Annotated in this window: 25 protein-coding genes and 1 riboswitch; of the genes, 24 read left to right on the forward strand and 1 reads right to left on the reverse strand. The window is 74.3% G+C overall.

Annotation, left to right across the window (positions count from 1 at the left end; translation table 11 throughout):
* Window positions 1–70 precede the first annotated feature (70 nt).
* The 7 genes from metK (at window position 71) to GA0074704_RS14275 (ending at window position 8,897) form a co-directional block, all read left to right on the forward strand.
* On the forward strand, window positions 71–1,276 hold the full coding sequence (gene metK, locus GA0074704_RS14245) for a methionine adenosyltransferase (protein ID WP_088970964.1): 1,206 nt from the start codon (window positions 71–73) through the stop codon (window positions 1,274–1,276).
* 59 nt (window positions 1,277–1,335) lie between these two features.
* Complete coding sequence (locus GA0074704_RS14250; RefSeq protein ID WP_088970965.1) at window positions 1,336–3,246, forward strand: primosomal protein N'; 1,911 nt, start codon at window positions 1,336–1,338, stop codon at window positions 3,244–3,246.
* Between the two features lie 213 nt (window positions 3,247–3,459).
* On the forward strand, window positions 3,460–4,440 hold the full coding sequence (locus tag GA0074704_RS14255) for an AAA family ATPase (RefSeq protein ID WP_088970966.1): 981 nt from the start codon (window positions 3,460–3,462) through the stop codon (window positions 4,438–4,440).
* A gap of 84 nt (window positions 4,441–4,524) precedes the next feature.
* Complete coding sequence (locus GA0074704_RS14260) at window positions 4,525–5,796, forward strand: cytochrome P450 (RefSeq protein ID WP_088970967.1); 1,272 nt, start codon at window positions 4,525–4,527, stop codon at window positions 5,794–5,796.
* A 41-nt stretch (window positions 5,797–5,837) separates the two neighbouring features.
* The gene (gene def / locus GA0074704_RS14265) at window positions 5,838–6,398 is read left to right on the forward strand and encodes a peptide deformylase (RefSeq protein WP_088970968.1); all 561 of its coding nucleotides are present in this window, start codon (window positions 5,838–5,840) and stop codon (window positions 6,396–6,398) included.
* A 4-nt stretch (window positions 6,399–6,402) separates the two neighbouring features.
* Entirely contained in the window at window positions 6,403–7,329 is a 927-nt protein-coding gene (fmt, locus tag GA0074704_RS14270) for a methionyl-tRNA formyltransferase (protein ID WP_088970969.1), read from the forward strand.
* Window positions 7,326–8,897, forward strand: a complete 1,572-nt coding sequence (locus tag GA0074704_RS14275) for an RsmB/NOP family class I SAM-dependent RNA methyltransferase (protein ID WP_231926854.1) — start codon at window positions 7,326–7,328, stop codon at window positions 8,895–8,897. The genes fmt and GA0074704_RS14275 overlap by 4 nt, the downstream gene beginning before the upstream one ends.
* A gap of 233 nt (window positions 8,898–9,130) precedes the next feature.
* Here the strand turns inward: GA0074704_RS14275 and GA0074704_RS14280 are convergent, their stop codons facing one another.
* Window positions 9,131–10,021, reverse strand: coding sequence for a septum formation family protein (locus tag GA0074704_RS14280; protein ID WP_088970970.1), 891 nt, complete (start codon window positions 10,019–10,021; stop codon window positions 9,131–9,133).
* 259 nt (window positions 10,022–10,280) lie between these two features.
* Between GA0074704_RS14280 and rpe the strand changes: the two genes are divergently transcribed.
* The 17 genes from rpe (at window position 10,281) to pheT (ending at window position 25,839) form a co-directional block, all read left to right on the forward strand.
* Window positions 10,281–10,961: a ribulose-phosphate 3-epimerase gene (gene rpe, locus GA0074704_RS14285; RefSeq protein ID WP_088970971.1), complete on the forward strand. Its 681-nt coding sequence runs from the start codon at window positions 10,281–10,283 to the stop codon at window positions 10,959–10,961.
* Between the two features lies 1 nt (window position 10,962).
* On the forward strand, window positions 10,963–11,919 hold the full coding sequence (locus GA0074704_RS14290) for a response regulator (protein WP_088970972.1): 957 nt from the start codon (window positions 10,963–10,965) through the stop codon (window positions 11,917–11,919).
* An 81-nt stretch (window positions 11,920–12,000) separates the two neighbouring features.
* Window positions 12,001–12,174, forward strand: a riboswitch (FMN riboswitch).
* A 167-nt stretch (window positions 12,175–12,341) separates the two neighbouring features.
* A complete protein-coding gene (gene ribD, locus GA0074704_RS14295) occupies window positions 12,342–13,403 on the forward strand; it encodes a bifunctional diaminohydroxyphosphoribosylaminopyrimidine deaminase/5-amino-6-(5-phosphoribosylamino)uracil reductase RibD (protein WP_088970973.1) in 1,062 nt (353 codons plus the stop codon).
* Window position 13,404: 1 nt separating this feature from the next.
* Complete coding sequence (locus GA0074704_RS14300) at window positions 13,405–14,016, forward strand: riboflavin synthase (RefSeq protein WP_088970974.1); 612 nt, start codon at window positions 13,405–13,407, stop codon at window positions 14,014–14,016.
* Window positions 14,016–14,711 (forward strand): nicotinamide riboside transporter PnuC, encoded by a 696-nt coding sequence (gene pnuC / locus GA0074704_RS14305; protein ID WP_088970975.1) that lies wholly within the window; start codon window positions 14,016–14,018, stop codon window positions 14,709–14,711. The genes GA0074704_RS14300 and pnuC overlap by 1 nt, the downstream gene beginning before the upstream one ends.
* The gene (locus GA0074704_RS14310) at window positions 14,708–15,985 is read left to right on the forward strand and encodes a bifunctional 3,4-dihydroxy-2-butanone-4-phosphate synthase/GTP cyclohydrolase II (protein WP_088970976.1); all 1,278 of its coding nucleotides are present in this window, start codon (window positions 14,708–14,710) and stop codon (window positions 15,983–15,985) included. Before pnuC ends, GA0074704_RS14310 begins: the two co-directional genes overlap by 4 nt.
* 2 nt (window positions 15,986–15,987) lie before the next feature.
* A complete protein-coding gene (ribH, locus tag GA0074704_RS14315; protein ID WP_088970977.1) occupies window positions 15,988–16,485 on the forward strand; it encodes a 6,7-dimethyl-8-ribityllumazine synthase in 498 nt (165 codons plus the stop codon).
* A gap of 329 nt (window positions 16,486–16,814) precedes the next feature.
* Complete coding sequence (locus tag GA0074704_RS14320) at window positions 16,815–17,078, forward strand: phosphoribosyl-ATP diphosphatase (protein WP_088973679.1); 264 nt, start codon at window positions 16,815–16,817, stop codon at window positions 17,076–17,078.
* 45 nt (window positions 17,079–17,123) lie between these two features.
* Entirely contained in the window at window positions 17,124–17,969 is an 846-nt protein-coding gene (gene hisG, locus GA0074704_RS14325; protein WP_088970978.1) for an ATP phosphoribosyltransferase, read from the forward strand.
* Window positions 17,966–18,934 (forward strand): DMT family transporter, encoded by a 969-nt coding sequence (locus GA0074704_RS14330; RefSeq protein ID WP_088970979.1) that lies wholly within the window; start codon window positions 17,966–17,968, stop codon window positions 18,932–18,934. Before hisG ends, GA0074704_RS14330 begins: the two co-directional genes overlap by 4 nt.
* A complete protein-coding gene (locus GA0074704_RS14335) occupies window positions 18,931–19,404 on the forward strand; it encodes a PH domain-containing protein (RefSeq protein ID WP_088970980.1) in 474 nt (157 codons plus the stop codon). The genes GA0074704_RS14330 and GA0074704_RS14335 overlap by 4 nt, the downstream gene beginning before the upstream one ends.
* Before the next feature lie 350 nt (window positions 19,405–19,754).
* Entirely contained in the window at window positions 19,755–20,405 is a 651-nt protein-coding gene (gene infC / locus GA0074704_RS14340; protein WP_088970981.1) for a translation initiation factor IF-3, read from the forward strand.
* 19 nt (window positions 20,406–20,424) lie between these two features.
* Window positions 20,425–20,619, forward strand: coding sequence for a 50S ribosomal protein L35 (rpmI, locus tag GA0074704_RS14345; protein ID WP_088970982.1), 195 nt, complete (start codon window positions 20,425–20,427; stop codon window positions 20,617–20,619).
* Between the two features lie 32 nt (window positions 20,620–20,651).
* Complete coding sequence (gene rplT / locus GA0074704_RS14350) at window positions 20,652–21,044, forward strand: 50S ribosomal protein L20 (protein ID WP_088970983.1); 393 nt, start codon at window positions 20,652–20,654, stop codon at window positions 21,042–21,044.
* 32 nt (window positions 21,045–21,076) lie between these two features.
* Window positions 21,077–21,916, forward strand: a complete 840-nt coding sequence (locus GA0074704_RS14355; RefSeq protein WP_088970984.1) for a TrmH family RNA methyltransferase — start codon at window positions 21,077–21,079, stop codon at window positions 21,914–21,916.
* A gap of 217 nt (window positions 21,917–22,133) precedes the next feature.
* Window positions 22,134–23,216 (forward strand): phenylalanine--tRNA ligase subunit alpha, encoded by a 1,083-nt coding sequence (pheS, locus tag GA0074704_RS14360; RefSeq protein WP_088970985.1) that lies wholly within the window; start codon window positions 22,134–22,136, stop codon window positions 23,214–23,216.
* Between the two features lie 40 nt (window positions 23,217–23,256).
* Entirely contained in the window at window positions 23,257–25,839 is a 2,583-nt protein-coding gene (gene pheT / locus GA0074704_RS14365) for a phenylalanine--tRNA ligase subunit beta (RefSeq protein ID WP_088970986.1), read from the forward strand.
* Window positions 25,840–25,864: the final 25 nt, after the last annotated feature.

The following is a 25,864-nucleotide window of genomic DNA, read 5'->3' on the forward strand; positions in this document are numbered from 1 at the left end:
CGCCGTTCCACGAGTCACCCTAGAACCTGGTGACTAAACTGCCGCGGAGCGACCGTTCAAGAGTTTCCACATGTTTAGGAGTGCCGTGACACGTCTCTTCACGTCCGAATCGGTCACGGAAGGCCACCCGGACAAGATTGCCGACCAGATCAGCGACGGCATCCTGGACGCCCTGCTGTCCCAGGACCCGCACAGCCGGGTCGCGGTCGAAACCCTGATCACCACCGGCCAGGTCCACGTGGCCGGTGAGGTGACCACCAAGGCTTACGCGGACATCCCGACCATCGTCCGGGAGACCATCCTGGGCATCGGGTACGACTCGTCGAAGAAGGGCTTCGACGGCGCCTCCTGCGGCGTGAGCGTCTCCATCGGCTCCCAGTCCGCGGACATCGCCCAGGGCGTCGACAATGCCTTCGAGCTGCGTACCGGCGCGTCGGAGAGCGCGCTGGACGCGCAGGGCGCCGGCGACCAGGGCATGATGTTCGGCTTCGCCTGCTCGGAGACCCCCGAGCTGATGCCGCTGCCGATCGCGCTGGCCCACCGGCTGGCCCGCCGGCTCTCGGCGGTGCGCAAGGACGGCACCGTGCCCTACCTGCGGCCGGACGGCAAGACGCAGGTCACCATCGAGTACGACGGCCTGCGGCCGGTGCGGCTCAACACGGTGGTCGTCTCCAGCCAGCACGCCGCGGACATCTCGCTGGACTCGCTGCTCACCCCGGACGTGCGCGAGCACGTCATCGCCCCGGAGCTGGAGGACCTCGGGCTGGACACCGAGGGCTACCGGCTGCTGGTGAACCCGACCGGCCGGTTCGAGATCGGCGGCCCGATGGGCGACGCCGGCCTGACCGGACGCAAGATCATCGTCGACACGTACGGCGGTTACGCCCGGCACGGCGGCGGCGCGTTCTCCGGCAAGGACCCGTCGAAGGTGGACCGCTCGGCCGCGTACGCCATGCGCTGGGTGGCCAAGAACGTCGTGGCCGCCGGCCTGGCCGAGCGTTGCGAGGCGCAGGTCGCGTACGCGATCGGCAAGGCCCACCCGGTGAGCCTGTTCATCGAGACGTTCGGCACCGAGACCGTGTCGGTCAGCTCGATCGAGAAGGCCGTCGGTGAGGTCTTCGACCTCCGCCCGGCCGCGATCATCCGGGACCTCAACCTGCTCCGCCCGATCTACCAGCAGACCGCCGCCTACGGCCACTTCGGCCGTGAGCTGCCCGAGCTGACCTGGGAGAGCACCGACCGGGCCGCCGACCTCAAGTCGGCCGCGGGAGCCTGACCGGCACCAGGCGCAGCGACCGGCGACCCGCTGACGGGTCGCCGGTCGCGCGCGTCTGCGTGGACGTGCCCCTGGCCCACCTGGACCGGCCCTTCGACTACCTGGTCCCCGCCGAGCTGGACGGGACCGCCGTCGCCGGGGTCCGGGTGAAGGTGCGCTTCGCCGGGCAGCTGGTCGACGGCTGGCTGCTGGAGCGGGTCGCCGAGTCCGACCACCCCCGGCTGGCCTACCTGGAGAAGGTGGTCTCACCGGAGCCGGTGCTGGCCCCGGAGATCGCGGCGCTGGCCCGCGCGGTCGCCGACCGGTACGCCGGCAGCCTCGCCGACGTGCTGCGGCTGGCCGTACCGCCCCGGCACGCCCGGGCCGAGAAGGAGGCCCGCGCCGACGCGGACCGGCCCGCCCCGTTCGACGGGCCCGTCGAGCCGCGCGGCTGGCGGGACTATCCGGCGGGGCCGGCGTACCTGCGGGCGCTCACCGAGGGCCGGGCCCCGCGCGCCGTCTGGTCGGCCCTGGCCGGCGAGGACTGGGCGGCCCGGTACGCCGACGCGGTGGCCGCCACGGTCGCCGGTGGCCGGGGCGCCGTGGTGGTGGTGGCCGACAACCGCGACCTCGACCGGCTCGACACCGCGCTGACCGCCGTGCTCGGTCCGGGCCGGCACGCCTGCCTCTCGGCGGCCCTCGGTCCGGCCCGCCGCTACCGGGCCTTCCTCGCCGCCCGCCGCGGCGACGTGTCCGTGGTGATCGGCACCCGGGCGGCGATGTTCGCGCCGGTGGACCGGCTCGGCCTGGTGGCCGTCTGGGACGACGGCGACGACCTGCACGCCGAGCCGCGCGCCCCCTATCCGCACGCCCGGGAGGTGCTGCTCACCCGGGCCCAGCTCGCCTCCGCCGGCGCCCTGGTCGGCGGGTACGCCCGCACCGCCGAGGCGCAACTGCTGGTGGAGACCGGCTGGGCCCGGGAGGTGGTCGCCGACCGGTCGACCGTGCGGGCGCGTACCCCGGCCATCGCACCGACCGGCGACGACCCGCAGCTGGCCCGCGACCCGGGCGCGGCGACCGCCCGGCTGCCCAGCCTGGCCTGGACCGCGGCCCGGGACACCCTGCGCGCGGACGCCCCGGTGCTGGTCCAGGTGCCGCGCCGCGGCTACCTGCCCTCGGTCTCCTGCGCCGACTGCCGTACCCCGGCCCGCTGCCCGCACTGCGCCGGCCCGCTCGCCCTGCGCTCGCACGACGCCCCGCCGGCCTGCCGCTGGTGCGGCCGGGTCGCCGCCGCCTACGCCTGCCCGGAGTGCGGCGGCCGGCGGCTGCGCGCGTCGGTCACCGGCGCCCGGCGCACCGCCGAGGAGCTGGGCCGGGCGTTCCCCGGCGTGCCGGTGCGCACGTCGGGACGGGAGGAGGTGCTGGCCACCGTGCCGGGCGGCGCCGGGCTGGTGATCGCCACCCCGGGCGCGGAGCCGGTGGCCGAGGGCGGGTACGGCGCGGTGCTGCTGCTCGACTCGTGGGCCCTGCTCACCCGGGCCGACCTGCGGGCCGGCGAGGAGGCGCTGCGGCGCTGGCTGGCCGCCGCGGCGCTGGCCCGACCCGCCCCGGCGGGTGGCCGGGTGGTGGTGGTCGCCGACGGGGCGCTCGCCCCGGTGCAGGCGCTGCTGCGCTGGGACGCGCCCTGGTTCGCGGCCCGGGAGCTGGCCGAACGGCGTGAGTTGGGCTTCCCCCCGGCGGTGCGGATGGCCAGCGTCACCGGGGTCGCCGAGGCGGTGGCCGACCTGCTCGCCGGAGCGCCGCTGCCCGAGGAGGCGGAACTGCTCGGCCCGGTGCCGGCCGACGACGACCGGGAACGCATGCTGGTGCGGGTGCCGCGGGCCCGGGCCGCCGCGCTGGCCGAGGCGCTGCACACGGCGGCCGGCCGGCGCAGCTCCCGCAAGGCCGCCGAACCGGTCCGCCTCCAGGTCGACCCGCTCAGCCTCTTCTGAGCGCCGGCCCGGTCACCCAGCGTGATGCCTTTCGGGGCTTCTGCGGAGCTTTGCCCAGGTGACAGGGTCGACGACGGACACCGTGTGCGGCGGGGGTACCGGCCGAAGGTGATAGCATCGCCCGTCATGCCCGGGCGTGACGAGGGCGCAGGCCCGTCGGTTCGACGCCAAGTCGATGATGTCAGTCAGCCGGTGATCAGGGGTGGACCAGTCGTGACCGTTCGTCAATCGATCGTCTTCAACGGTGACCTCGGCAGCGGGAAGAGCACCGTCTCCGTCGAGATCGCCAAGCGGCTGGGGATGCGCCGGGTCAGCGTCGGCGACCTCTACCGGCAGATGGCCCAGGAACGGCAGATGACCGCCCTCCAGCTCAACCTGCACGCCGAGCTGGACCAGGCCGTCGACGGCTACGTCGACCAGCTCCAGCGGGACATCGCCGCCTCCGGCGAACCGCTGGTGATGGACTCCCGGCTGGCCTGGCACTTCTTCACCGACGCGCTCAAGGTGCACATGATCACCGAGCCCGCCGAGGCGGCCCGCCGGGTGCTGCTCGGCCGCTCCGGGCCGGCCGAGAGCTACACCTCCCTGGAGGAGGCGAAGGCCAAGCTCCAGGAGCGCAGCGAGAGCGAGCGCAACCGGTTCATCGTCCGCTACGGCGTGGACAAGGCCCGGCTGCGCAACTACGACCTGGTCTGCGACAGCACCCGGGCCACACCGGAGCAGGTGATCCAGCACGTGGTCGACGCGTACGAGGGCCGGCTCGGTGCGGACGTGCTGCGCGACGCGCCCCCGCTGCTGCTGCTCGACCCGGCCCGGATCTATCCGACCGAGGACATCACCACGCTGCGCGGGCTCTGGGACTCGGAGTTCGTCGGTGAGGTCGCCGAGGGCGGCGACGAGGCCCTGGAGCCGCTGCGGATCGGCTACACCGGCGAGTACTTCTTCGTCGTCGACGGCCACCGGCGGCTCAGCGCGGCCCTCCAGAGCGGCTTCCCGCTGGTCCCGGCGCAGCTGGTGGCCGAGGTGGACGAGCCGGTGGTCGGCGGGATGAGCGCGGTGGAGTACTTCACCGCCCAGGTCCGCCCGGGCATCGTCCACGACTGGGCCGCCGCGCACGGCACCGAACTCCCGCTGCCCGCGCACGCCCTGCTCGCCGGGGACGCGGTGCTGGCCGGGGAGCCCGGCGGCGCCTGAGCCGTCCCGGCTCGACACGGGATCGCCGGATCGGCCGAATCGGAGCATGATGGGGGCTCGGGTCCGATTCCGGGGAGGCCGACCGTGGATCCTGCCGACGCCCTCGCAGAGCTGTTGGCGCCGTCGGGACGGGTGAACCCGTACCCGATCTACGAGCTGTTGCGCGAGCACGGGCCGGTGACCGCCGCCGGGCCGGTCTTCTTCGTCGCCACCGGCTACGCGGAGGTCGACGCGATCCTGCGGGACCCCCGGTTCGGGGTGCTGGACGACGCCCTGCGCGACCAGTTCCTGCCCGGCTGGCGGGAGAGCCCCGCCGTGCTGTCCATCTCCCGCTCCATGCTGCGGACCAACCCGCCGGACCACAGCCGGATGCGGCGGTTGGCCGCGGGCGCGTTCACGCCACGGCGCATCGCCGCGATGCGCGACGTGGTGGTCGCCCAGGCCGACGAGCTGATCGACGGGATGCTGGCCCGGGGCCGCGACGGCGACCCGGTCGACTTCATGGACGACTTCGCCTATCCGCTGCCGGTCGGCGTGATCTGTGCGCTGCTCGGCGTCCCGACGGCGGACCGGGGGCTGTTCCGCCGGTGGGCCGCCGAGCTGACCGGCGTCCTGGAGCCGGAGATCAGCCCGGCGGAGCTGGCCATGGCCGACCGTGGCGCCAGTGAGCTGCGCGACTACTTCACCGAGCTGGTCGAGGCCCGCCGCCGTACGCCGACCGACGACCTGACCAGCGCGCTGGTGCAGGCGCACGACACCGACGGCGCCCGGCTCTCCGGCGACGAGCTGCTGGCCAACCTGGTCGTGCTGCTGGTGGCCGGCTTCGAGACCACCACCAACCTGCTCGGCAACGGCCTGGTGGTGCTGCTCGACCACCCGCGGGAGGCGGCGGCACTGCGCGAGCACCCGGAGTTCGCCCCGGGCTACGTCGACGAGCTGCTGCGCTACGACTCACCCGTCCAGCTGACCTCGCGGGTGAGCACCGCGCCGAGCCGGCACGGCGGGGTCGACCTGCCGGCCGGCAGCTGGCTCATGCTCAGCCTCGGCGCCGCCAACCGTGATCCCGGTCGCTATCCCGAGCCGGAGCGGTTCGACCCGGGGCGTACCCAGGTCCACCCGCTCTCCTTCGGCGCCGGCCCGCACTACTGCATCGGTGCGGGACTGGCCCGGCTGGAGGCGCAGGTGGCCTTCCCGCTGCTGCTGCGCCGGCTGCCCGGCCTGGCCCTGGCCGGCGACCCGGAACGCCGGGTCCGGCTCACCCTGCGCGGGTACGCCACCCTGCCGGTCACCGTGGGCGCTGCGACCCCCGGCCCCGATCGCGGTACGCCGGCCGGGGCGGTCCGGGCGACTCCGTAGACTGGTACGGCACCGTCCGTCCACCGAAGGAGTCTGCCCGCGTGACCGTCCAGCCCATCCGTCTGTTCGGCGACCCGGTGCTGCGCACGCCGGCCGACCCCGTGGTCGACTTCGACGTGGAGCTGCGCAAGCTCGTCGCCGACCTCACCGACACGATGCGCGAGCAGAACGGCGCCGGCCTGGCCGCGCCGCAGCTCGGCGTGGGCCTGCGGGTGTTCACCTTCGACGTCGACGACGTGCTCGGCCACCTGGTCAACCCGGTGCTCGAGTTCCCCGATGAGGAGGAGCAGGACGGCCCGGAGGGCTGCCTCTCCATTCCCGGGCTCTACTTCGACACCAAGCGCCGGCGAAACGTCATCGCCAAGGGCTTCAACGGCTACGGCGACCCGCTGCAGATCGTCGGCACCGGCCTGATGGCCCGCTGCGTGCAGCACGAGACCGACCACCTCGACGGGGTGCTCTTCCTCGACCGGCTGGATCCGGCCGGCCGCAAGGCCGCCATGAAGGCGATCCGCCAGGCCGAGTGGTACGACGAGGCCGCCCCGCCCACGGTCAAGCTGAACCCGCACGCCGCCGGCAGCCCGTTCGGGCTGGGGCGGTGACCCGGTGCGCCTGATCTTCGCCGGTACGCCGGCCGTCGCCCTGCCCGCCCTGGAGGCCGTCGCCGCCTCCGGCCACGAGCTGCTGGCCGTGGTCACCCGCCCCGACGCGCCGGCCGGTCGCGGCCGTGGTCTTCACCGCTCGCCCGTCGGCGCCTGGGCCGACGAGCGCGGCATCGAGGTGCTCACCCCCGCCCGGCCCCGGGAGCCGGAGTTCCTGGACCGGCTGCGTGACCTCGCCCCGGACTGCGTCCCCGTGGTCGCGTACGGCGCCCTGGTGCCGCCGGTGGCGCTGGAGATCCCCCGGCACGGCTGGGTGAACCTGCACTTCTCGCTGCTGCCGGCCTGGCGTGGCGCGGCGCCCGTGCAGCACGCCGTGCTGCACGGCGACGAGCTGACCGGGGCCAGCGTCTTCCAGCTGGAACAGGGACTGGACACCGGTCCCGTCTACGGCACGCTGACCGACGAGATCCGCCCCACCGACACCTCCGGCGACCTGTTGGAGCGGTTGGCCCACTCCGGGGCCGGCCTGCTGGTGGCGGTGCTCGACGCGATCGACGCCGGCGGCGCCCGCGCCGAGCCGCAGCCCGCCGACGGGGTGTCGCTGGCCCCGAAGCTGACCGTCGAGGACGCCCGGGTGCGCTGGACCGACCCCGCCTTCGCGGTGGACCGGCGGGTCCGCGCCTGCGCCCCGGCGCCCGGGGCGTGGACGACCTTCCGGGACGACCGGGTCAAGCTCGGTCCGGTGCGGCCGGTGCCCGACGGGCCCGAGCTGAAGCCCGGTGAGCTGCTGGTGGAGAAGTCCCGGGTGCTGGCCGGCACGGCCACCGGTCCGGTGCGGCTCGGCGAGGTGCGGGCGGCCGGCAAGAAGGCCATGTCCGCCAGCGACTGGGCGCGCGGTGTCCGGGTCACCACCGGCGAGGTGTTCGCGTGAGCGCGCCGTCCGAGTCTCGGGGCGAGCACTCCGCCGACCAGGGCCGGTCGGCCGGCGCTCGGGGCGACGGTCCGCGCGACGGCGACCGGGGGCGGTCCTTCGACCGCGGCGACCGGTATCCGCGTGGCGAGCGCTCCGGCCCCCGCGGTGACCGGCGTGGCGGCGGGCAGTTCGGCGGGGACCGGCGTGGCGGCGGCCGGCCGGCGCGGCCGACCGTGGACCTGCCGAGATACGTCGCGTACCAGGCGGTCGCGGCGGTGCACCGCGACGACGCGTACGCCAACCTGGTGCTGCCGGCGATGCTTCGCGAGGAGGGGCTGACCGGCCGGGACGCGGCGTTCGCCACCGAGCTGACCTACGGCACGCTGCGGCACACCGGCACCCTGGACGCGATCGTCACCGACGCGGCCGGGCGGGACGTGCAGCGGATCGACCCGCCGGTGCGGGACGCGCTGCGGATCGGGGCGTACCAACTCCTGCACACCCGGGTGCCGGCGCACGCGGCGGTCTCCTCCACGGTGGACCTGGTGCGTCAGGTCGGGCCGGGCGCCACCGGGTTCGCCAACGCCGTCCTGCGGGAGATCACCACCCGGGACCACGACGCCTGGGTGGCCAAGCTCGCCCCGGATTCGGCGACCGACCCGATCGGGCACCTGGCGCTGGCGTACAGCCACCCGCAGTGGATCGTGCGGGCCTTCTCCGAGGCGCTCGGCGGTGACCTGGCCGAGACCGAGCGGCTGCTGATCGAGGACAACGAGCGGCCCCCGGTGCACCTGTGCGCCCGGCCGGGGCTGGCCGACCCGGTCGAGCTGGCCGACGAGGTGGGTGGCGCCCCGGGCGCCTTCTCCCCGTACGCGGTCTATCTCGGCGGCGGCGCCCCGGGTGACCTGCGGGCGATCGTCGAGGGACGCGCGCACGTCCAGGACGAGGGCTCGCAGCTGGTGGCGAACGCGCTGGCCAACGCCCCGCTGGACGGGCCGGACGGCCGGTGGCTGGACCTGTGCGCCGGCCCCGGCGGCAAGGCCGGACTGTTGGGTGCCCTGGCCGCGCAGCGCGGCGCCCGGGTGACCGCGGTGGAGGTGGCCGAGCACCGCGCCCGGCTGGTCGAGCAGGCCACCCGTGGGCTGCCGGTGGCCGTGCTGGCCGCCGACGGCCGCGAGGTCGGGGCGCATCCGAAGCTGCCCGAGGAGCACTTCGACCGGGTGCTGGTCGACGCGCCCTGCACCGGGCTGGGCTCGCTGCGTCGCCGGCCGGAGTCCCGGTGGCGGCGGCAGCCGTCGGACCTGCCCCCGCTGACCCGCCTGCAACGCGAGCTGCTGGGTGCGGCGCTGCGAGCGGTCCGACCGGGCGGCCTGGTGGCGTACGTGACCTGCTCCCCGCACACGGTCGAGACGCACGTGACGGTGACCGAGGCGGCCCGCCGCTCCGGGGTTCCGGCCGACTTCGTCGACGCCCGCCCGCTGCTGCCGGCCGGCATGCCGGGGCTCGGTGACGGGCCGTCGGTGCAGCTCTGGCCGCACCGGCACGGCACCGACGCGATGTTCCTCGCCGTCCTGCGCCGTACCTGACCCGGATGTCCCGGCCGCGGCAGCTCACCCTGCCGCGGCCGGGCCGTGCGTCCGCGTCAACGTCCGCGTCAACGTCCGCGTCAAGATCGTGCTCGATCGTGGAAGTAGGGGCATCGGAGCGAAACCGAGGCCACTACTTCCAGGATCGAGGGTGATCTCGAGGCAGGGTCGCCGGCGACGGCGCGCACGGCGGGGCATTGGGCGGAACGCGTCGGGCGGGGACGGCCCGCGGGTCAGATGGCGGGCAGGCCCTTGGGGCCGGCGCCGCGCATCGAGCGGGTCAGCTTCCGGTCGTCGCTCCACAGGAAGCAGCGGATGCCCCGGTCGCCCTCCTCCCACTCCCGTTGCGAGGGGGGATAGAAGATCGACCCGGCCCGGTACGGCAGGTCGCTGTTGTTCGGCACGGCGGCGAAGGCGGCGATCAGGGCCATGCAGCGGCGGTGCACCTGCTGGGTGGCCCTGACGAACTGCGCCCAGCTCATGTCCCGTTCCAGGTAGACCCCGACGAACTCGGCGCGGTGCGGCTCGGTGCAGAGCACCGGCGCCATGTAGTTGAGGTTCTTGCCGATGAGTTTCGGATCGAAGCAGCGGTGGGTCAGCGGGTTGTCGCCGATCATCGCCCCGCGCAGGCTGCCGGTGCGGTTGCGGGGCCGGGTGTTGTCGATGCTGTCGGTCTCGCTCAGGTCGCACCGGAACCAGCGGGCGCCGGCCGCCCAGGCGGCCTGGGCGGGCAGCGCGATGTTGAGGGTCAGCCGGGCGGAGTGCCAGTCCCCACCGAGCACCTCCCGGGCCCGCTGGTCGCACTCCGGTCGTGCGGTGCGCAGCGCGGGGGAGCCGGGCTCCGGCCGCCGCTCGGACTGCGCCGCCGCGCCGGTGAAGGTGCCGACGTGGATGGCCTCGGCGAGGTGGCTGCGGGCGCAGTCGACCGTCTCGTAGCTGGCGGCCTGCACCACCGGGGTGATCCGGGGCAGGCAGGCGTCGGTGGCGGGGACGAACAGCGCCGGCGGCCGCAGCGCCGGCCAGTCGTCGGTGAGGTCACCGTCGGCGTGGTGCGGGCGTACGCAGCCGCCGAGCATCGCCGTCGTCGTGCCGGCCAGCGCCAGCGCCACCAGCCACCGTCGCATCGTCCGCCCTTTCCGGGAATGACGGCCGGAACGCCGCGGCCCGGGTGCCGTCGTGCGCCACCGGGCGTGCAGCATATGTCACCGTCCTGCATGGAGTGTTGCCGTCTTTCAGTCGGTCGGCCAGTCACTGCTGGCCTTTCGTCCGATATTCGGCGAGCGGACCGGGCAATTCTGCACCACCGGTGACAGTCGGATCACGGTACGTCCCGGGTGGTGCCGCGATGCGGCCCGGGGGTGACCGCGTTCGTACACTGGCCCGGTGACCGTACCGCCGCCGATCGTCGCGCCGAGCATCCTGGCCGCCGACTTCGCCCACCTCGCCGATGAGGTCCGTGCCGTCGAGAACGCCGCCGACTGGCTGCACGTGGACGTGATGGACAACCACTTCGTGCCCAACCTGACCATCGGGCTGCCCGTGGTGCAGAGCCTGCGGGCGGTGACCCAGCTCCCGTTCGACGTGCACCTCATGATCTCCGACCCGCGCCGCTGGGCGCCCGGGTACGCCGACGCCGGGGCCTACAACGTCACCTTCCACGCCGAGGCGTGCGACGACCCGGTGGCCCTGGCCAAGGACCTGCGCTCCGCCGGGGCGAAGGCCGGGCTGGCCATCGACCGGGACACCCCGATCGAGCCGTACCTGGACCTGCTGCCCAGCTTCGACACCCTGCTGATCATGACGATCAAGGCGGGCTTCGGCGGGCAGCGGTTCATCCCGCACCTGCTGGACAAGGTGCGGGCGGCGCGCCGGCACGCCTCCGCCGGCCACCTCGAGCTGCGTATCGAGGTCGACGGGGGGATCGCCGCGGACACCATCGAGCAGGCCGCCGCGGCCGGCGCGGACGCCTTCGTGGCGGGCACCGCGGTCTACGGCGCCGACGACCCGGCCGAGGCGGTACGCCGGCTGCGGGGCCTCGCGGAACGCGCGGTCGCCGGGGCCTGAGGTGGACGCGGCCGAGGACCGACCCGACGTCATCCTGGTCGTCGACGACGACGAGGACATCGCCCGCTTCGTCGAGTTCAACCTGCGGCTGCACGGTTTCGAGGTGATCCACGCCAGCGACGGCCAGGAGGCGCTCGAGGTGATCGAGCGCCAACGGCCGGACCTGGCCGTGGTGGACCTGATGATGCCCCGGATCGACGGCCTGGAGCTGACCCGCCGGCTGCGCGCCGACCCGATGACCTCGGCGCTGCCGGTGATCATGCTGACCGCCAAGGGGATGACCGTGGACAAGGTCCACGGGCTCAGCGCCGGCGCGGACGACTACCTGGTCAAGCCCTTCGACACCGCCGAGCTGGTGGCCCGGGTCGCCTCCACCCTGCGACGGAACAAGGAGTTCCGGGAGGTCTCGCCGCTGACCGGCCTGCCGGGCAACAGCCGGATCCGCCGGGAGATCGCCGACCGGGTCCGCAACGGTGTCGACTACGCCGTCGGGTACGTCGACATCGACCGGTTCAAGAGCGTCAACGACCGCTACGGCTTCGTCCGCGGCGACGAGTTCATCTCGGCGCTGGCCCGCAGCCTGCACCGGGCGGTGGTGTCGATCGGCATCCCGCCGGCCTTCCTCGGCCACGTCGGCGGCGACGACTTCGTCATCGTCTGCGCCCCCGACCAGGTCCGCCCGCTGACCTCCCGGGCGGTGGTGGACTTCGAGAAGGCGGCCGACTCGCTCTACGACCCGCCGGACCGGGAACGCGGGTTCGTGGAGCTCAAGGACCGCCGGGGCAACATCCGCCGGGCCGCGCTGGTCACCCTCTCCATCGGCGTCTCCCTGTCCGACGCGGGGAAGCGGTTCAGCGACCCGCTGGAGGCGATCGCCGTCGCCTCGGAGATGAAGTCGGTGGCCAAGAGCCAACCGGGCTCGTACGTGGCGGTCGACCGCAGGCGCGGAGTTACCTGAGGTTGCTGTCTTTCTGTGAGTTCGCTCGCCCGGGTGGCGCGGGCACCCGCCGGACGTGTAAGACTTCCGGATGTACCCACCACGCGCTGGCGGGGCTCGGTGAAATTCCGAACCGGCGGTGATCCACGGTCCGACCGTGGTAAGCCCGCGACCCGGACGGCTTCGGCCGTGCGGTGGACCTGGTGAGAATCCGGGGCCGACGGTTGGCGACGGCACGTTCGCGTCGCCAGAAAGTCCGGATGGGAGACAGCGCGCGGGACGGGGAGAGCCTGCGCGCCGGCTGCTGTCCAGCCGCCGTTCGGGCTCCCCGGGGTCGGCCATGCCGTCCCCGGATCTCCGCCGCCGCCTGCCTGCGGCCCCTTGGCCGTTGCCTCCCGAGCCGCCCGCGCGCGACCGGCGAGTGAGAGGGCAGGGCAGCGGCGATGGCGAGGTTCTCCGTCGACGAGGCGATGCTGCGTGCCGTCGCGCTCGCCGCCCGGGGGCTCGGCACCGCGAGCCCCAACCCGGTGGTCGGCTGCGTGCTGCTCGATCCGGACGGCGAGGTCGTCGGCGAGGGATTCCACGCGTACGCGGGCGGGCCGCACGCCGAGATCGTCGCGCTCGCCCAGGCCGGTGAGCGCGCCCGGGGCGGCACCGCGGTGGTCACCCTGGAACCCTGCGACCACGTCGGGCGTACCGGGCCGTGCAGCCTCGCGCTGATCCGCGCCGGGGTGGCCCGGGTGGTGATCGCCGTGCCCGACCCGAACCCGGTCGCCTCCGGCGGGGCCCACACCCTGCGCGACGCCGGCATCGAGGTGGAGTTCGGCGTCCGCGCCGCCGAGGCCGAGGCCGGCAACGTCGCCTGGCTGACCTCCACCCGGCGCGGCTGGCCGTACGTGATCTGGAAGTACGCGGCCACCCTCGACGGCCGGTCGGCGGCGGCCGACGGCACCAGCATGTGGATCACCTCCGAGCCGGCCCGGATGGACGTGCACGCCCTGCGCGGCACCGTCGACGCGGTGCTCGCCGGGGTGGGCACCGTGCTCGCCGACGACCCCCGGCTCACCGCCCGCAATCTGCGCGACGGCACGCTGGCCATCCGGCAGCCGCTGCGCGTGGTGGTGGACAGCGCCGGCCGTACCCCGGTCGGGGCGCAGGTCCGCGACGCCGCCGCACCCACCTGGATCGCCACCGCCGCGGAGGTCGGGGCCGGGCCGGACGGCCGGGTCGACCTGCCGGCGCTCCTGGCCGAGCTGCACCGCCGCGGCGTGCGCGCCGCGCTGCTGGAGGGCGGCCCGCGGCTGGCCGGCGCGTTCCTCGCCGCCGGCCTGGTCGACCAGGTCGTCGGGTACGTCGCCCCCCGGCTGCTCGGCGCCGGGCCGACCGCCCTGCTCGACGCGGGTGTCACCACCATCGCCGAGGCCATCGACCTGGAGATCACCGACGTCACCCGGATCGGTCCCGACCTGCGGATCACCGCCCGACCCCGAAAGAGGGAGAGCTGACATGTTCACCGGCATCGTCGAGGAGTTGGGCGAGATCGTCGGGGTGACCGCGACCGGCGGGGACTCCGCCCTGGTCGCCGTCCGCGGCCCGCTGGTCACCTCCGACGCCCGGCACGGCGACTCGATCGCCGTCAACGGCGTCTGCCTGACCGTGGTCGACGTCGACGGCGGGGTGTTCACCGCCGACGTGATGGGGGAGACGCTGCGCCGCACCGCGCTGGGCGTGCTGCGCCCGGGCACCCCGGTCAACCTGGAGCGGGCCGCGGCCCTGGGCAGCCGGCTCGGCGGCCACCTGGTCCAGGGCCACGTCGACGGGGTCGGCGAGCTCCTCTCCCGGGAGCCCGCCGAGCAGTGGGAGACGGTCCGCTTCCGGCTCCCCGCCCACCTGGCCCGGTACGTGGTGGAGAAGGGCTCGATCACCGTCGACGGCGTCTCGCTGACCGTCGCCGCGGTCGGCGACGACTGGTTCAGCGTCGGGCTGATCCCGACCACCCTCCAGCTGACCGTCCTGGGCGCGAAGAGCGTCGGCGACCCGGTCAACCTGGAGGTCGACGTGCTGGCCAAGTACGTCGAGCGGCTGCTCGGCAGCCGGGCCGGCGGGGGTGAGGGCTGATGGGCCCGCTCGGCTGGCTGCTCGACGCCCAGGTCCACGTCGCCGGCTCCCCGGTGCTGGTCCGGGAGATCGTCGGCAACGTGTTCGGGCTGGCCTCCGCCCTGTTCGGCCTGCGTCGGCTGGTCTGGGCCTGGCCGGTCGGCATGATCGGCAACGCGCTGCTGTTCACCGTCTTCCTCGGCGGGGTGTTCGCCACCCCGCAGGCGCACGACCTCTACGGGCAGGCCGGCCGGCAGGTCTTCTTCTTCGCGGTCAGCGTCTACGGCTGGTGGCGCTGGTCGCGCAACCGGCACGCCGGTGACGGGGACCAGCCGGCGGTGAACCCGCGCTGGGCCACCGGCCGGGAGCGCCTCGGCCTGCTCGCCGCCGCGGCTCTCGGCACCGCCGCCGGCTACCCGCTGCTCGCGGCGCTGGGCTCCTGGGGCCCGCTGCCGGACGCCTGGATCCTGACCGGCAGCCTGCTCGCCACGTACGGCATGGCGCGCGGCTGGGTCGAGTTCTGGGTGATCTGGATCGCCGTCGACGCGGTCGGGGTGCCGCTGCTGCTGCGCGGCGGCTTCTACCCCTCCGCGGCGATGTACCTCGTCTACGGCGCCTTCTGCGTCTGGGGCCTGGTCGCCTGGTGGCGTACCTCCCGCCGGATCTCCACGCCCGCCCAACCGATCCCGTCCACCTACTCGGAGGTCGTGGCATGACCAGCACGTTCGCCAGCATCGAACAGGCGGTCGCCGACATCGCCGCCGGTCGTCCCGTCGTCGTGGTCGACGACGAGAACCGGGAGAACGAGGGCGACCTGATCTTCGCCGCCGAACTGGCCACCCCGGAGCTGGTGGCGTTCATGGTGCGGTACACGTCCGGCTACATCTGCGTCTCGCTCACCGAGAGCGAGTGCGACCGGCTGGACCTGCCGCCGATGCACCACACCAACCAGGACCGGCGGGGCACCGCGTACACGGTGACGGTGGACGCCCGGGAGGGGATCAGCACCGGCATCTCGGCCGCCGACCGCTGCCGCACCATCCGGCTCCTCGCCGACGCGGGCACCGACCCGACCGACCTGTCCCGGCCCGGGCACGTGGTGCCGCTGCGGGCCCGCGAGGGCGGGGTGCTGCGCCGCCCCGGCCACACCGAGGCGGGCGTGGACCTGACCCGGCTGGCCGGGTTGCGCCCGGCGGGCGTGCTCTGTGAGCTGGTCAACGACGACGGCACCATGATGCGGGTGCCGGACCTGGAGAAGTTCTGCGCCGAGCACGAGCTGACCCTGGTCACCATCGCCGACCTGGTGGCCTACCGGCGGCGGCACGAGAAGCAGGTCGAGCAGGTCGCCGACGCCCGGATGCCCACTCCGCACGGAGTGTTCCGGGCGCTGGGCTACCGGGCCGAGCACGACCCGGCCGAACACGTCGCCATGGTGTACGGCGAGATCGGCGACGGGCAGGACGTGCTGGTCCGGGTGCACTCCGAGTGCCTGACCGGGGACGTGTTCGGCTCGCTGCGCTGCGACTGCGGCCCGCAGTTGCAGGCCGCGCTGGCCCGGGTCGCCCGGGAGGGGCGCGGGGTGGTGCTCTACGTCCGCGGTCACGAGGGCCGGGGCATCGGCCTGCTGCACAAGCTGCAGGCGTACCAGCTGCAGGACCTGGGCCGGGACACCGTGGACGCGAACCTGGACCTGGGCCTGCCGGCCGACGCCCGGGACTACGGCACCGGCGCGCAGATCCTCTACGACCTGGGCGTGCGGTCGATGCGGCTGCTCACCAACAACCCGGCCAAGCGGGCCGGGCTGGAGGGGTACGGCCTGACCATCACCGGCCGCGAAGGGCTGCCGATCCGGTCCAACCCGGAGAACGTGCGGTACCTGCGCACCAAGCGGGAGCGGATGGGGCACCTGTTGGACGAGTTCGACGAACTGGGCGAGCAGACCGAGGCGCCGATGGGGCGTCCGGTCGCCGGCGACGAGATCGGAGCATAGCGATGGCGGGATTCGGCGAGCCCGGGGTGGACGCGGTCGACGCCGCGGGCCTGACCGTGGGCGTGGTGGCCGCCCGGTGGCACGGCGAGCTGACCGACCACATGCTCGACCGGGCCGTGGCGGCGGCGCAGGCGTGCGGCGCCCGCGCCGTGGCGGCCCGGGTGGCCGGCTCGGTGGAGCTGCCCGTGGTGGCGCAGGCCCTGGCCCGCCGCTGCGACGTGGTGGTCGCGCTCGGCGTGGTCGTCCGGGGCGCCACCGCCCACTTCGACTACGTCTGCCAGTCGGTCACCGAGGGGCTGACCCGGGTGGCCCTGGACGAGGGGAAGCCGGTGGCCCACGGTGTGCTCACCGTCGACACGATCGAGCAGGCCCGGGACCGGGCCGGCCTGCCCGGCTCCGCCGAGGACAAGGGCTGGGCGGCGACCGTGGCGGCGCTGGACGCGGCGCTGACGATCCGGGGCCTGGACCGGTCCGGCCAGCGGGTCGGCTTCGGCGGCTGACCGCCGGCCGGTCGGCTCGGCCGGGCCTGCGTGCGTCCGGCCCTTCCGGTCGGCTCCGGCTTTCCGAACCGCCCTGCCGGGCGACGGAGGTGGAGTCCGGCCGCCTACAGACTTGAGAGCGTCGACGACTCACCGCCGCGAACGCCGCCCGCCGGCCGTCCGCGACGCGGGCCTGTGTCGTCGTGAGTCATCTGTGCTCTCACGTCCGTAGGCGCGCGGCGGGGACTCTGGAGCCCCGGCTCGGGGGCCGACCAGCACTCACCGTGGGGAAGATGACCCGTCCGGACCCGGCGCACGCGGCCCGGCCGGTCGGCTGGAAGAATCGCGGCGTGAAGACGTTCGAGGAGTTGTTCGCCGAGCTGCAGGCCAAGGCCGCCGCCGGCACCCCGGGCTCCGGCACGGTCGCCGCCCTGGAGAAGGGGGTGCACTTCGTCGGCAAGAAGGTCGTCGAGGAGGCGGCCGAGTCGTGGATGGCCGCCGAGCACGAGGGGCCGGAGCGTACCGCCGAGGAGATCTCCCAGCTGCTCTACCAGGTCCAGGTGCTGATGCTGGCCAGCGGTCTCGAGCTCAAGGACGTCTACCGACATCTGTGAGTGCGCCCACTCGTTGATCACACCCGATCGAAGGAGCACTCCGTCATGCTGCGTGTCGCCGTACCCAACAAGGGCGCCCTGGCCGAGAAGGCCGCCCAGATGCTGCGCGAGGCGGGCTACCGCCAGCGCACCGACCCGAAGGACCTCGTCTGCCGCGACGAGGCCAACGACATCGAGTTCTTCTACCTGCGGCCCAAGGACATCGCCACCTACGTCGGCTCCGGCGACCTGGACGTCGGGATCACCGGCCGCGACCTGTTGATCGACTCCGGCGCCCCGGCCGAGGAGATCGTCGACCTGGCGTTCGGCCGGGCCACCTTCCGCTTCGCCGCCCGCCCGCAGGACGTCGACGACGTCCGTGAGCTGGGCGGGCACCGGATCGCCACCGCGTACCCGGGTCTGGTCGAGCGGCACCTCGCCGAGCTGGGCGTCAAGGCCGACGTGATCCGCCTCGACGGGGCGGTGGAGAACGCCATCCGCCTCGGTGTGGCCGACGTGGTCGCCGACGTGGTGGAGACCGGCGCCACGCTGCGCCAGGCCGGCCTGGTGGTCTTCGGTGAGCCGCTGCTGCGCTCCTCGGCGGTGCTGGTCCGGCGCAGCGGCGCCCCCGGCTGTGCCCAGGCCGACCAGCTGCTCCGCCGGCTGCACGGCGTGCTGGTCGCCCGGCGGTACGTGATGCTCGCCTACGACGTGCCGGCCGGTCTGCTCGACCGGGCCAGCTCGCTGACCCCGGGCATCGAGTCGCCGACCGTCTCCCCGCTGCACCGGGAGGGCTGGGTCGCGGTGCAGGCCATGGTGCTCCGCGACGACGTGCACCGGATCATGGACGAGCTCTACGACCTGGGGGCCCGGGCGATCCTGGTCACCAACATCCACGCCTGCCGGCTGTGAGGCCGCTGCCGTCGGCGGTCGCCCTGGCCGTGGTGGTCCTGGGTGGGGCGGCCGCCGCGGCACAGGGCGCGGTCAACGCCGAGCTGGGGGAGCGGGCCGGCAACCCGGTGCTCGGAGCGGTGGTGAACAACCTCGGCGGCACCCTGCTGATCCTGGTCGGCCTGATCGCGCTCCCCTCGATGCGGGCCGGGCTGGCCGCCCTGCGCCGCGCTCGGCTGCCCTGGTGGGCATACCTCGGCGGGCTCGGCGGGGCGGCGATCGTGGTGGTCGGCACGTACGTCGTACCCGTGCTCGGCGTCGCGGTCTTCACCATCGCGCAGGTGGCCGGGGGCAGCCTCGGCGGCCTGGCGGTGGACCGGGCCGGGCTGGCGCCGGTGGGGCGGCTGGCGCTGACCGTGCCCCGGGTGGCCGGCGCGCTGCTCGGGGTGGCCGCGGTCGCCCTGGCGCAGCTCGGCCGCCCGGTCGGTGAGTTGGCGGTCGGGCTGGTGCTGCTCGCGGTGGGCGGTGGGCTGGCGGTCGCGGTGCAGACGGCGCTGAACGGTCGGGTCTCCGCCGCCGGCACGTCGTCGGCCGGGGTGGCCGTCAACTTCGCCACCAGCACCCCGGTGGTGCTGCTGGTGGCGGTGGTCGCAGGGGCGTTCAGCGGCCCCGCGCCGGGCTGGCCGACCACCTGGTACCTCTACGCCGGCGGACTGCTCGGGGTCGGCATCGTGGCGTCCCTGGTGGTGGGCGTACGGGCGGTGGGGGTGCTGCGCACCGGGCTGGCCCTGGTGGCCGGGCAGCTCGCCGGGGCGCTCCTGCTCGACGTGCTGCTGCCCGGTGGAGCGGGGCTGCGGCTGCCGGTGCTGGCCGGCTCGGCGCTGACCCTGCTGGCCGTGCTGGTCGCCGGGGTACGGCCCCGCCGCCGGCCGGTCCGTGTGGCGGCCGAGCCCGCCGGTGAGTCGGATGGCAGACTGGTGGGGTGAGCGACGACGATCGGGTGAGCCTGCGACCACGCAAGATCCGGCTGGTGTGCTGGACGTCGGCGGTCGTCCTGGTCGTGGTCTTCAGCCTGGTGGCCACCTCGCTGACCGGCCCGACCGGCGACGGCTACGGCAGCTTCCAGCGCGGCGACCAGATCGCCATGATCGGTCTGGGCGTGTTCGGCGCGCTCGGCCTGCTGCTGTTCACCCGGCCACGGGTGGAGGCGGACGCCAAGGGCGTGCGGGTGCGCAACGTGACCGGATCGTACGACCTGCCCTGGGAGGTCGTCCGGGGGGTCCGGTTCGACCGGGGCGCGCCGTGGGCCAGCCTCGAGCTGCACGACGACGACCTGCTGCCGATGGTCGCCCTCCAGGCCGCCGACAAGGAGCTGGCGGTGGAGGGCGTGCGCGCCCTGCGCCGGCTGCACCGGGCCCACCTGGCCACCCTCGGCGAGGCCGCCTCCGGCCGCTGACCGGCCCGCCCCGCCCCGGCGTGCCGACGGTGCCCGGTTTGGGAGGCGACGCCGGCAGGGTGTAGTGTTACCGAGTCGACCAGGCTGCCCCCGTGTCTCACGAGTGGGCAGCCGTTGAAGCGGAGCGCCTGCTCCCACCCGAGTCGCCGACGAGGCGTCCGGGTCCGGTCACCGGTTCCGGGGACACCCCGGTCCCGGATGCGCGACCATGTGGTCGTGCCGACCGGTCGAGCGGGCCCTGGCATGCGCCGGGGCCTTCTGCTTTCCGGGTCGCTCCCACCCGGGAGCTCCCGCGGGTCGGCACCGCAGGAGACTTGACTCGAGGAGGCCACATCAGCGTCGAACCACGCGTGAACGAGCAGATCCGGGCACGTGAGGTCCGACTGGTCGGCCCTGAGGGTGAGCAGGTGGGCATCGTCCCGCTGGAGCGCGCCCTGCAGCTGGCCGCGGACGTCGACCTGGACCTGGTCGAGGTTGCGCCGATGGCGCGCCCGCCGGTGTGCAAGCTCATGGACTTCGGCAAGTTCAAGTACGAGAGCGCACTCAAGGCGCGCGAAGCGCGGCGTAACCAGCAGCAGACCGTCATCAAGGAGATGAAGCTCCGCCCGAAGATCGACCCGCACGACTACGAGACCAAGAAGGGTCACGTGGTGCGGTTCCTCAAGGCGGGCGACAAGGTCAAGGTGACGATCATGTTCCGCGGTCGCGAGCAGAGCCGCCCGGAGCTGGGTTACCGGCTCCTGCGTCGGCTCGAGTCCGAGATCACGGACCTGGGATACGTCGAGGCCGCTCCGAAGCAGGACGGCCGAAACATGATCATGGTTCTCGCTCCGCACCGGGCCGTCAAGGCCTCCGCGGTCGCCGCCACGGCGTCCCGCGGTGGACCGCGCGACCGGGCGGCGGAGGAGTCGGCCGCCCCGGCAGGTGGCGAGACCCCGGCGGCCGGCGAGACCGCAGCAGCCGGTGAGACCGGCACGACCGCTGACACCAGCGGCCAGTAACAGGGGAGAGACGTTCCACATGCCGAAGATGAAGAGCCACACGGGTATGGGCAAGCGGGTCCGGCTGACCGGCAAGGGCAAGGTCGTTGCCCAGCAGGCCGGCCTCCGCCACAACCTGGAGAAGAAGGCCTCCACCCAGACCCGCCGGCTGACCGGCACGGTCGAACTGGCCAAGGCCGACACCAAGCGCATCAAGAAGCTGCTCGGCCGCTGACGCGCGCCACCTGAACCGAAGAAGGAGTTGAGATGGCACGCGTCAAGCGGGCTGTTAACGCCCAGAAGAAGCGCCGCGCCCTGCTGGAGACCGCGAGCGGTTACCGCGGTCAGCGCTCCCGGCTGTACCGCAAGGCCAAGGAGCAGGTGCTGCACTCGATGCAGTACGCCTACCGGGACCGTCGCGACCGCAAGGGCGACTTCCGGCAGCTCTGGATCCAGCGGATCAACGCTGGCGCCCGCGCCAACGGCATGACCTACAACCGGCTGATCCAGGGCCTGCGCCTGGCCGGCATCGAGGTCGACCGCAAGATCCTGGCCGACCTGGCCGTCAACGACGCCGCGGCCTTCGCCGCGATCGTCGAGCTGGCCCGCGCCGCCGTGGCGGCCGAGGGCACCGGTGGCGCAGCGGCCCAGGCCGCCTGATCCACCCCTGGCAGCAGATCGAGGCGTCTCCCATGCAGTCACCATCGCGCGGGAGGCGCCTCGACGCCGTCTCCGGCCCGTTCACCCCACGCACCCCCAGGGTCGTGGCCGCCCGCCGGCTGCAACGCCGCCGGGACCGCGAGGCCACCGGCCGGTTCCTGGCCGAGGGCCCGCAGGCCGTCCGCGAGGCCCTCGCGCGCCCGGACACGGTGGTCGAACTCTTCGGTACGCCGGCCGCTCTGGACCGGTACGCCGACCTCGCCGCGTCGGCCGCCCGGGCCGACGTGCCGGTCTCCGAGGTGACCGACGAGGGGCTGGCCGCCCTCGCCGAGACGATCGCCCCGCAGGGCCTGGTAGCCGTCTGTCGGCACCTCGACGTGCCGCTGACGGCCGCCCTGGACCGTGCTCCGCGCCTGGTCGCGGTGCTGGCCGAGATCCGCGACCCGGGCAACGCCGGGACCGTGCTGCGCACCGCCGACGCGGCCGGCGCGGCGGCGGTGATCTTCGCCGGGGACGCCGTCGACCCGTACAACGGCAAGTGTGTGCGGGCCTCCGCCGGCAGCCTCTTCCACGTCGACGTGGTCCGCGCCCCCGACCCCGCCGAGGTGGTCGGCGCGCTGCGGTCCGCGGGGCTGACCGTGCTGGCCACCACCGGGTACGGCGACGCCGACCTGGACGACCTGGCCGACGCCGGCCGGCTCGCCGCGCCGACCGCCTGGCTCTTCGGATCCGAGGCGCACGGGCTGCCCGAGGAGCTGACGGCGGCCGCCGACGAGCGGGTCCGGGTGCCGCTGCACGGGCGCGCCGAGAGCCTCAACCTGGCTGCGGCCGCGGCCGTCTGCCTGTACGCTTCGGCGAGAGCACATCGATGACCGCAGGTGACCTGCGGCGGTCGACCGACGAAGGAGAGCGTCCGCCCATGAACGCGCCACGGCGTTCGTTTAGCCAGCCCGCCGGTGTCGGCGGGCGGCGGGCCTGACCTGCTCCCTGCGTAACTCCCACCGGCGGGCTGCGGCACAGCCGCGCGTCCGTAGACTCGCCTAGCCGCCCGGAAGGGTAGGCGCCGCCGTGAGGGAGTGCCCGTACGCCATGAGCTACCGCAACGATCCGTACGACCCGAAGCAGGTCGCCCTGCTCGACCCGGCCGCACTGGCCGCCGCCGTGGCCGACGCCGAGCAGGCGTTCGCCGCCGCCGCCGACCCGGACGCGCTGACCGCGCTGCGCCCCGCGCACCTGGGGGACCGCTCCCCGGTGTCGCTGGCCCGCCGGGAGATCGGCGCCCTGCCGCCGGCCGCGAAGTCCGACGCCGGTAAGCGGGTCAACGAGGCCCGCCGTGCCGTGGAGGCCGCGTACGCGGCCCGCGCCGAGGTGCTCGAGGAGGAGCAGGCCGCCCGGGTGCTGGTCGAGGAGCGGGTGGACGTCACCCTGCCGTACGACCGGCGTCCGCGTGGCGCCCGGCACCCGCTCAACGTGCTGATGGAGCAGATCAGCGACCTGTTCGTCGGGATGGGCTACGAGGTGGCCGAGGGGCCCGAGGTCGAGCTGGAGTGGACCAACTTCGACGCGCTGAACATTCCCGCCGACCATCCGGCGCGCGGGCTGATGGACACCTTCCACATCGCCCCGCCGGCCGGCGCGGAGAACTCGGGCCTGGTGCTGCGCACGCACACCTCCACCGTGCAGACCCGCGCCATGCTCACCCGCAAGCCGCCGATCTACGTGATCGTGCCGGGCCGGGTCTACCGGACCGACGAGATCGACGCCACCCACAGCCCGGTGTTCCACCAGGCCGAGGGGCTGGTCGTCGACAAGGGCATCACGATGGCGCAGCTGCGCGGCACCCTGGACCACTTCGCCCGGGCGATGTTCGGCGAGGGCGCGAAGACCCGCTGGCGGCCGCACTACTTCCCGTTCACCGAGCCGTCGGCGGAGTTCGACGTCTGGTTCCCGGAGCACCGGGACGGCCCGCAGTGGGTCGAGTGGGGTGGCTGCGGCATGGTCAACCCGCGGGTGCTGCGGGCCTGCGGGATCGACCCGGAGGTCTACTCCGGATTCGCGTTCGGCATGGGCATCGACCGGACGCTGATGATCCGGCACGGGGTGAGCGACATCCGGGACCTGTTCGAGGGCGACGTCCGGTTCGCCCGGGCACTGGGCGCCGGGGCGGCGTAGGCGATGCGGGTACGTACAACGGAGACGGTGGTCTGAAGTCATGCGAGTTTCTGTCAGTTGGCTGCGGGAGTACGTCGACCTCCCGGCCGACCTGCCCGCCGGTGACCTGGAGCAGGCGCTGGTCGACCTCGGCATCGAGGTCGACTCGATCGTGGACCTGCGCAGCTCCGTCAGCGGACCGCTGGTGGTCGGTCAGGTCCTGGAGATCGAGGAGCTGACCGGCTTCAAGAAGCCAATCCGGTTCTGCCGGGTCGACGTCGGCGCCGCCAACGGCACCGGCGAGCCGCAGGAGATCGTCTGCGGGGCGCGCAACTTCGCCCAGGGCGACAAGGTGGTGGTGATCCTGCCCGGCGGCGTGCTGCCCGGGAACTTCGCCATCGGGGCGCGCAAGACGTACGGGCGCAACTCCGCCGGCATGATCTGCTCGGCGCAGGAGCTGGGCCTGGGCGACGACCACTCGGGCATCATCGTGCTGCCCGAGCACGTCCCCGCCTCGCCGGGCGACGACGCGCGGCCCCTGGTCGGGCTGGACGACGTGGTGCTGGAGCTGGAGGTCACCCCGGACCGCGGCTACGCGTTGAGCCTGCGCGGGCTGGCCCGGGAACTGTCGTACGCCCTCGGGGTCGGGTTCCAGGACCCGGCCCGCCGCGAGGTGCCCGGCGCCACCGAGCAGCCCGCGTACCCGGTGGAGGTGCGCGACCCGGTCGGCTGCGACCGGTTCGCGGCCCGGATGGTGCGCGGCGTCGACCCCACCGCGCAGACGCCCGACTGGATGCGGCAGCGGCTCACCGTGGCCGGCATCCGCAGCATCTCGCTGCCGGTGGACATCACCAACTACGTGATGCTCTGCCTCGGCCAGCCGATGCACGCCTTCGACGCCGACCGGATCAGCGGCCCGCTGGTGGTCCGCCGCGCCGAGGCGGGGGAGAAGCTGACCACCCTGGACGGTGTGGCGCGGACCCTGTCCGAGGAGGACCTGGTCATCTGCGACGCTGGGCTGCCCAACGACCTCGCAGGCGAGGACGCCGGCGTCCCGATCTCGCTGGCCGCGGTGATGGGCGGCGAGACCAGCGAGGTGCTCGCCTCCACCACGAACGTGCTGTTCGAGGCGGCGCACTGGGACCGGGCGACCATCGGCCGCACCGCCCGCCGGCACAAGCTGTTCAGCGAGGCCGCCAAGCGGTGGGAGCGGGGCGTCGACCCGACGTTGCCGCTGGCCGCCCTGGACTTCGCGGTGCAGCTGCTGGTGACCCACGGCGCCGGCACCGCCGGCGAGGAGATCCTCGACGTCGACCACGTCCGCCCGCTGTCGCCGGTCGTCCTGCCGGTGGGCCTGCCGTCGGAGCGGATCGGCGTCACGTACTCCCCGGACCGGGTGGTCGAGCTGCTGGAGCAGGTCGGCTGCACGGTCGTGCGGGGCACGGACCGGTTGGCGGAGGACCCGGGCGAGGCCGGGGTCGCCGCCGCCGGCGGCGCGGACGTACTGACGGTCACCCCGCCGAGCTGGCGGCCCGACCTGACCGACCCGGCCGACCTGGTCGAGGAGGTGGTCCGCCTCGACGGGTACGACCGGGTGCCGTCGGTGCTGCCCACCGCGCCCGCCGGCCGCGGTCTGACCTGGCAGCAGCAGCGCCGCCGGGCCGTGGCCCGGTCGCTGGCCGAGCGCGGGTACGTCGAGGTGCTGGCGCACCCGTTCGCCTCCCCGGAGCTGGCCGACCAGCTGGGCCTGCCGGCCGACGACCCGCGTCGGGCCGCCGTCCGGTTGGCGAACCCGCTGTCGGACGAGGAGCCGCTGCTGCGCACCACGCTGCTCGGTCCGCTGCTCGGCGTGCTCAAGCGCAACGTCGGCCGGGGCCTGCGAGACGTGGCGATCTACGAGATCGGCGCGGTGTTCCACCCGCGTCCGGGCGCCGGGGAGCCGCCGGCCATGGGCGTGGACCGTCGGCCCAGCGACGCCGAGTTCGCCGCCGCCGACGCGGTGGTGCCCGACCAGCCCCGGCACGTCGCCGTGGCGCTCGCCGGGGACATCGAGCCGGCCGGCTGGTGGGGCGCGGGCCGTCCGGCCGGCTGGGCGGACGCGGTCGAGGCCGGCCGTACCGTCCTCGCCGCGGCCGGCATCCCGGCCGACCGGGTCGAGGTGCGGGCCGCCGAGCACGCTCCGTGGCACCCCGGCCGCTGTGCCGCGTTCGCGGTCGACGGCACGGTCGTGGGGTACGCCGGTGAGCTGCACCCGGCCGTGGTGACGGCCCTGGAGCTGCCGCGCCGCACCAGCGCCATGGAGCTGGACCTGGACGCGCTGCCGGCGGCCACCCTGGTCAGCGGCCCGACCATCTCCACCTTCCCACCGGCGCTGATCGACGTGGCGCTGGTGCTGGACGAGTCGGTGCCGGCGGCCGAGGTGGAGCGGGCCCTCACCGAGGGGGCCGGTCCGCTGCTGGAGGACGTCCGGCTCTTCGACGTCTACGCCAGCGAGCAGCTGGGTGCGGGCCGCCGGTCGTTGGCGTACAAGCTGACGTTCCGGGCCCCGGACCGGACCCTCGCCGGTGAGGAGGCGGTGGCGGCCCGGGACGCGGCGGTGGCCGTCGTCGCGGAGCGCTTCGGCGCCACCCTGCGCGGCGCCTGAGGTACGGGCAGGGGCCCCTTCCCGA

Source organism: Micromonospora siamensis, from assembly GCF_900090305.1.
In the GTDB taxonomy this organism is placed as follows: domain Bacteria; phylum Actinomycetota; class Actinomycetes; order Mycobacteriales; family Micromonosporaceae; genus Micromonospora; species Micromonospora siamensis.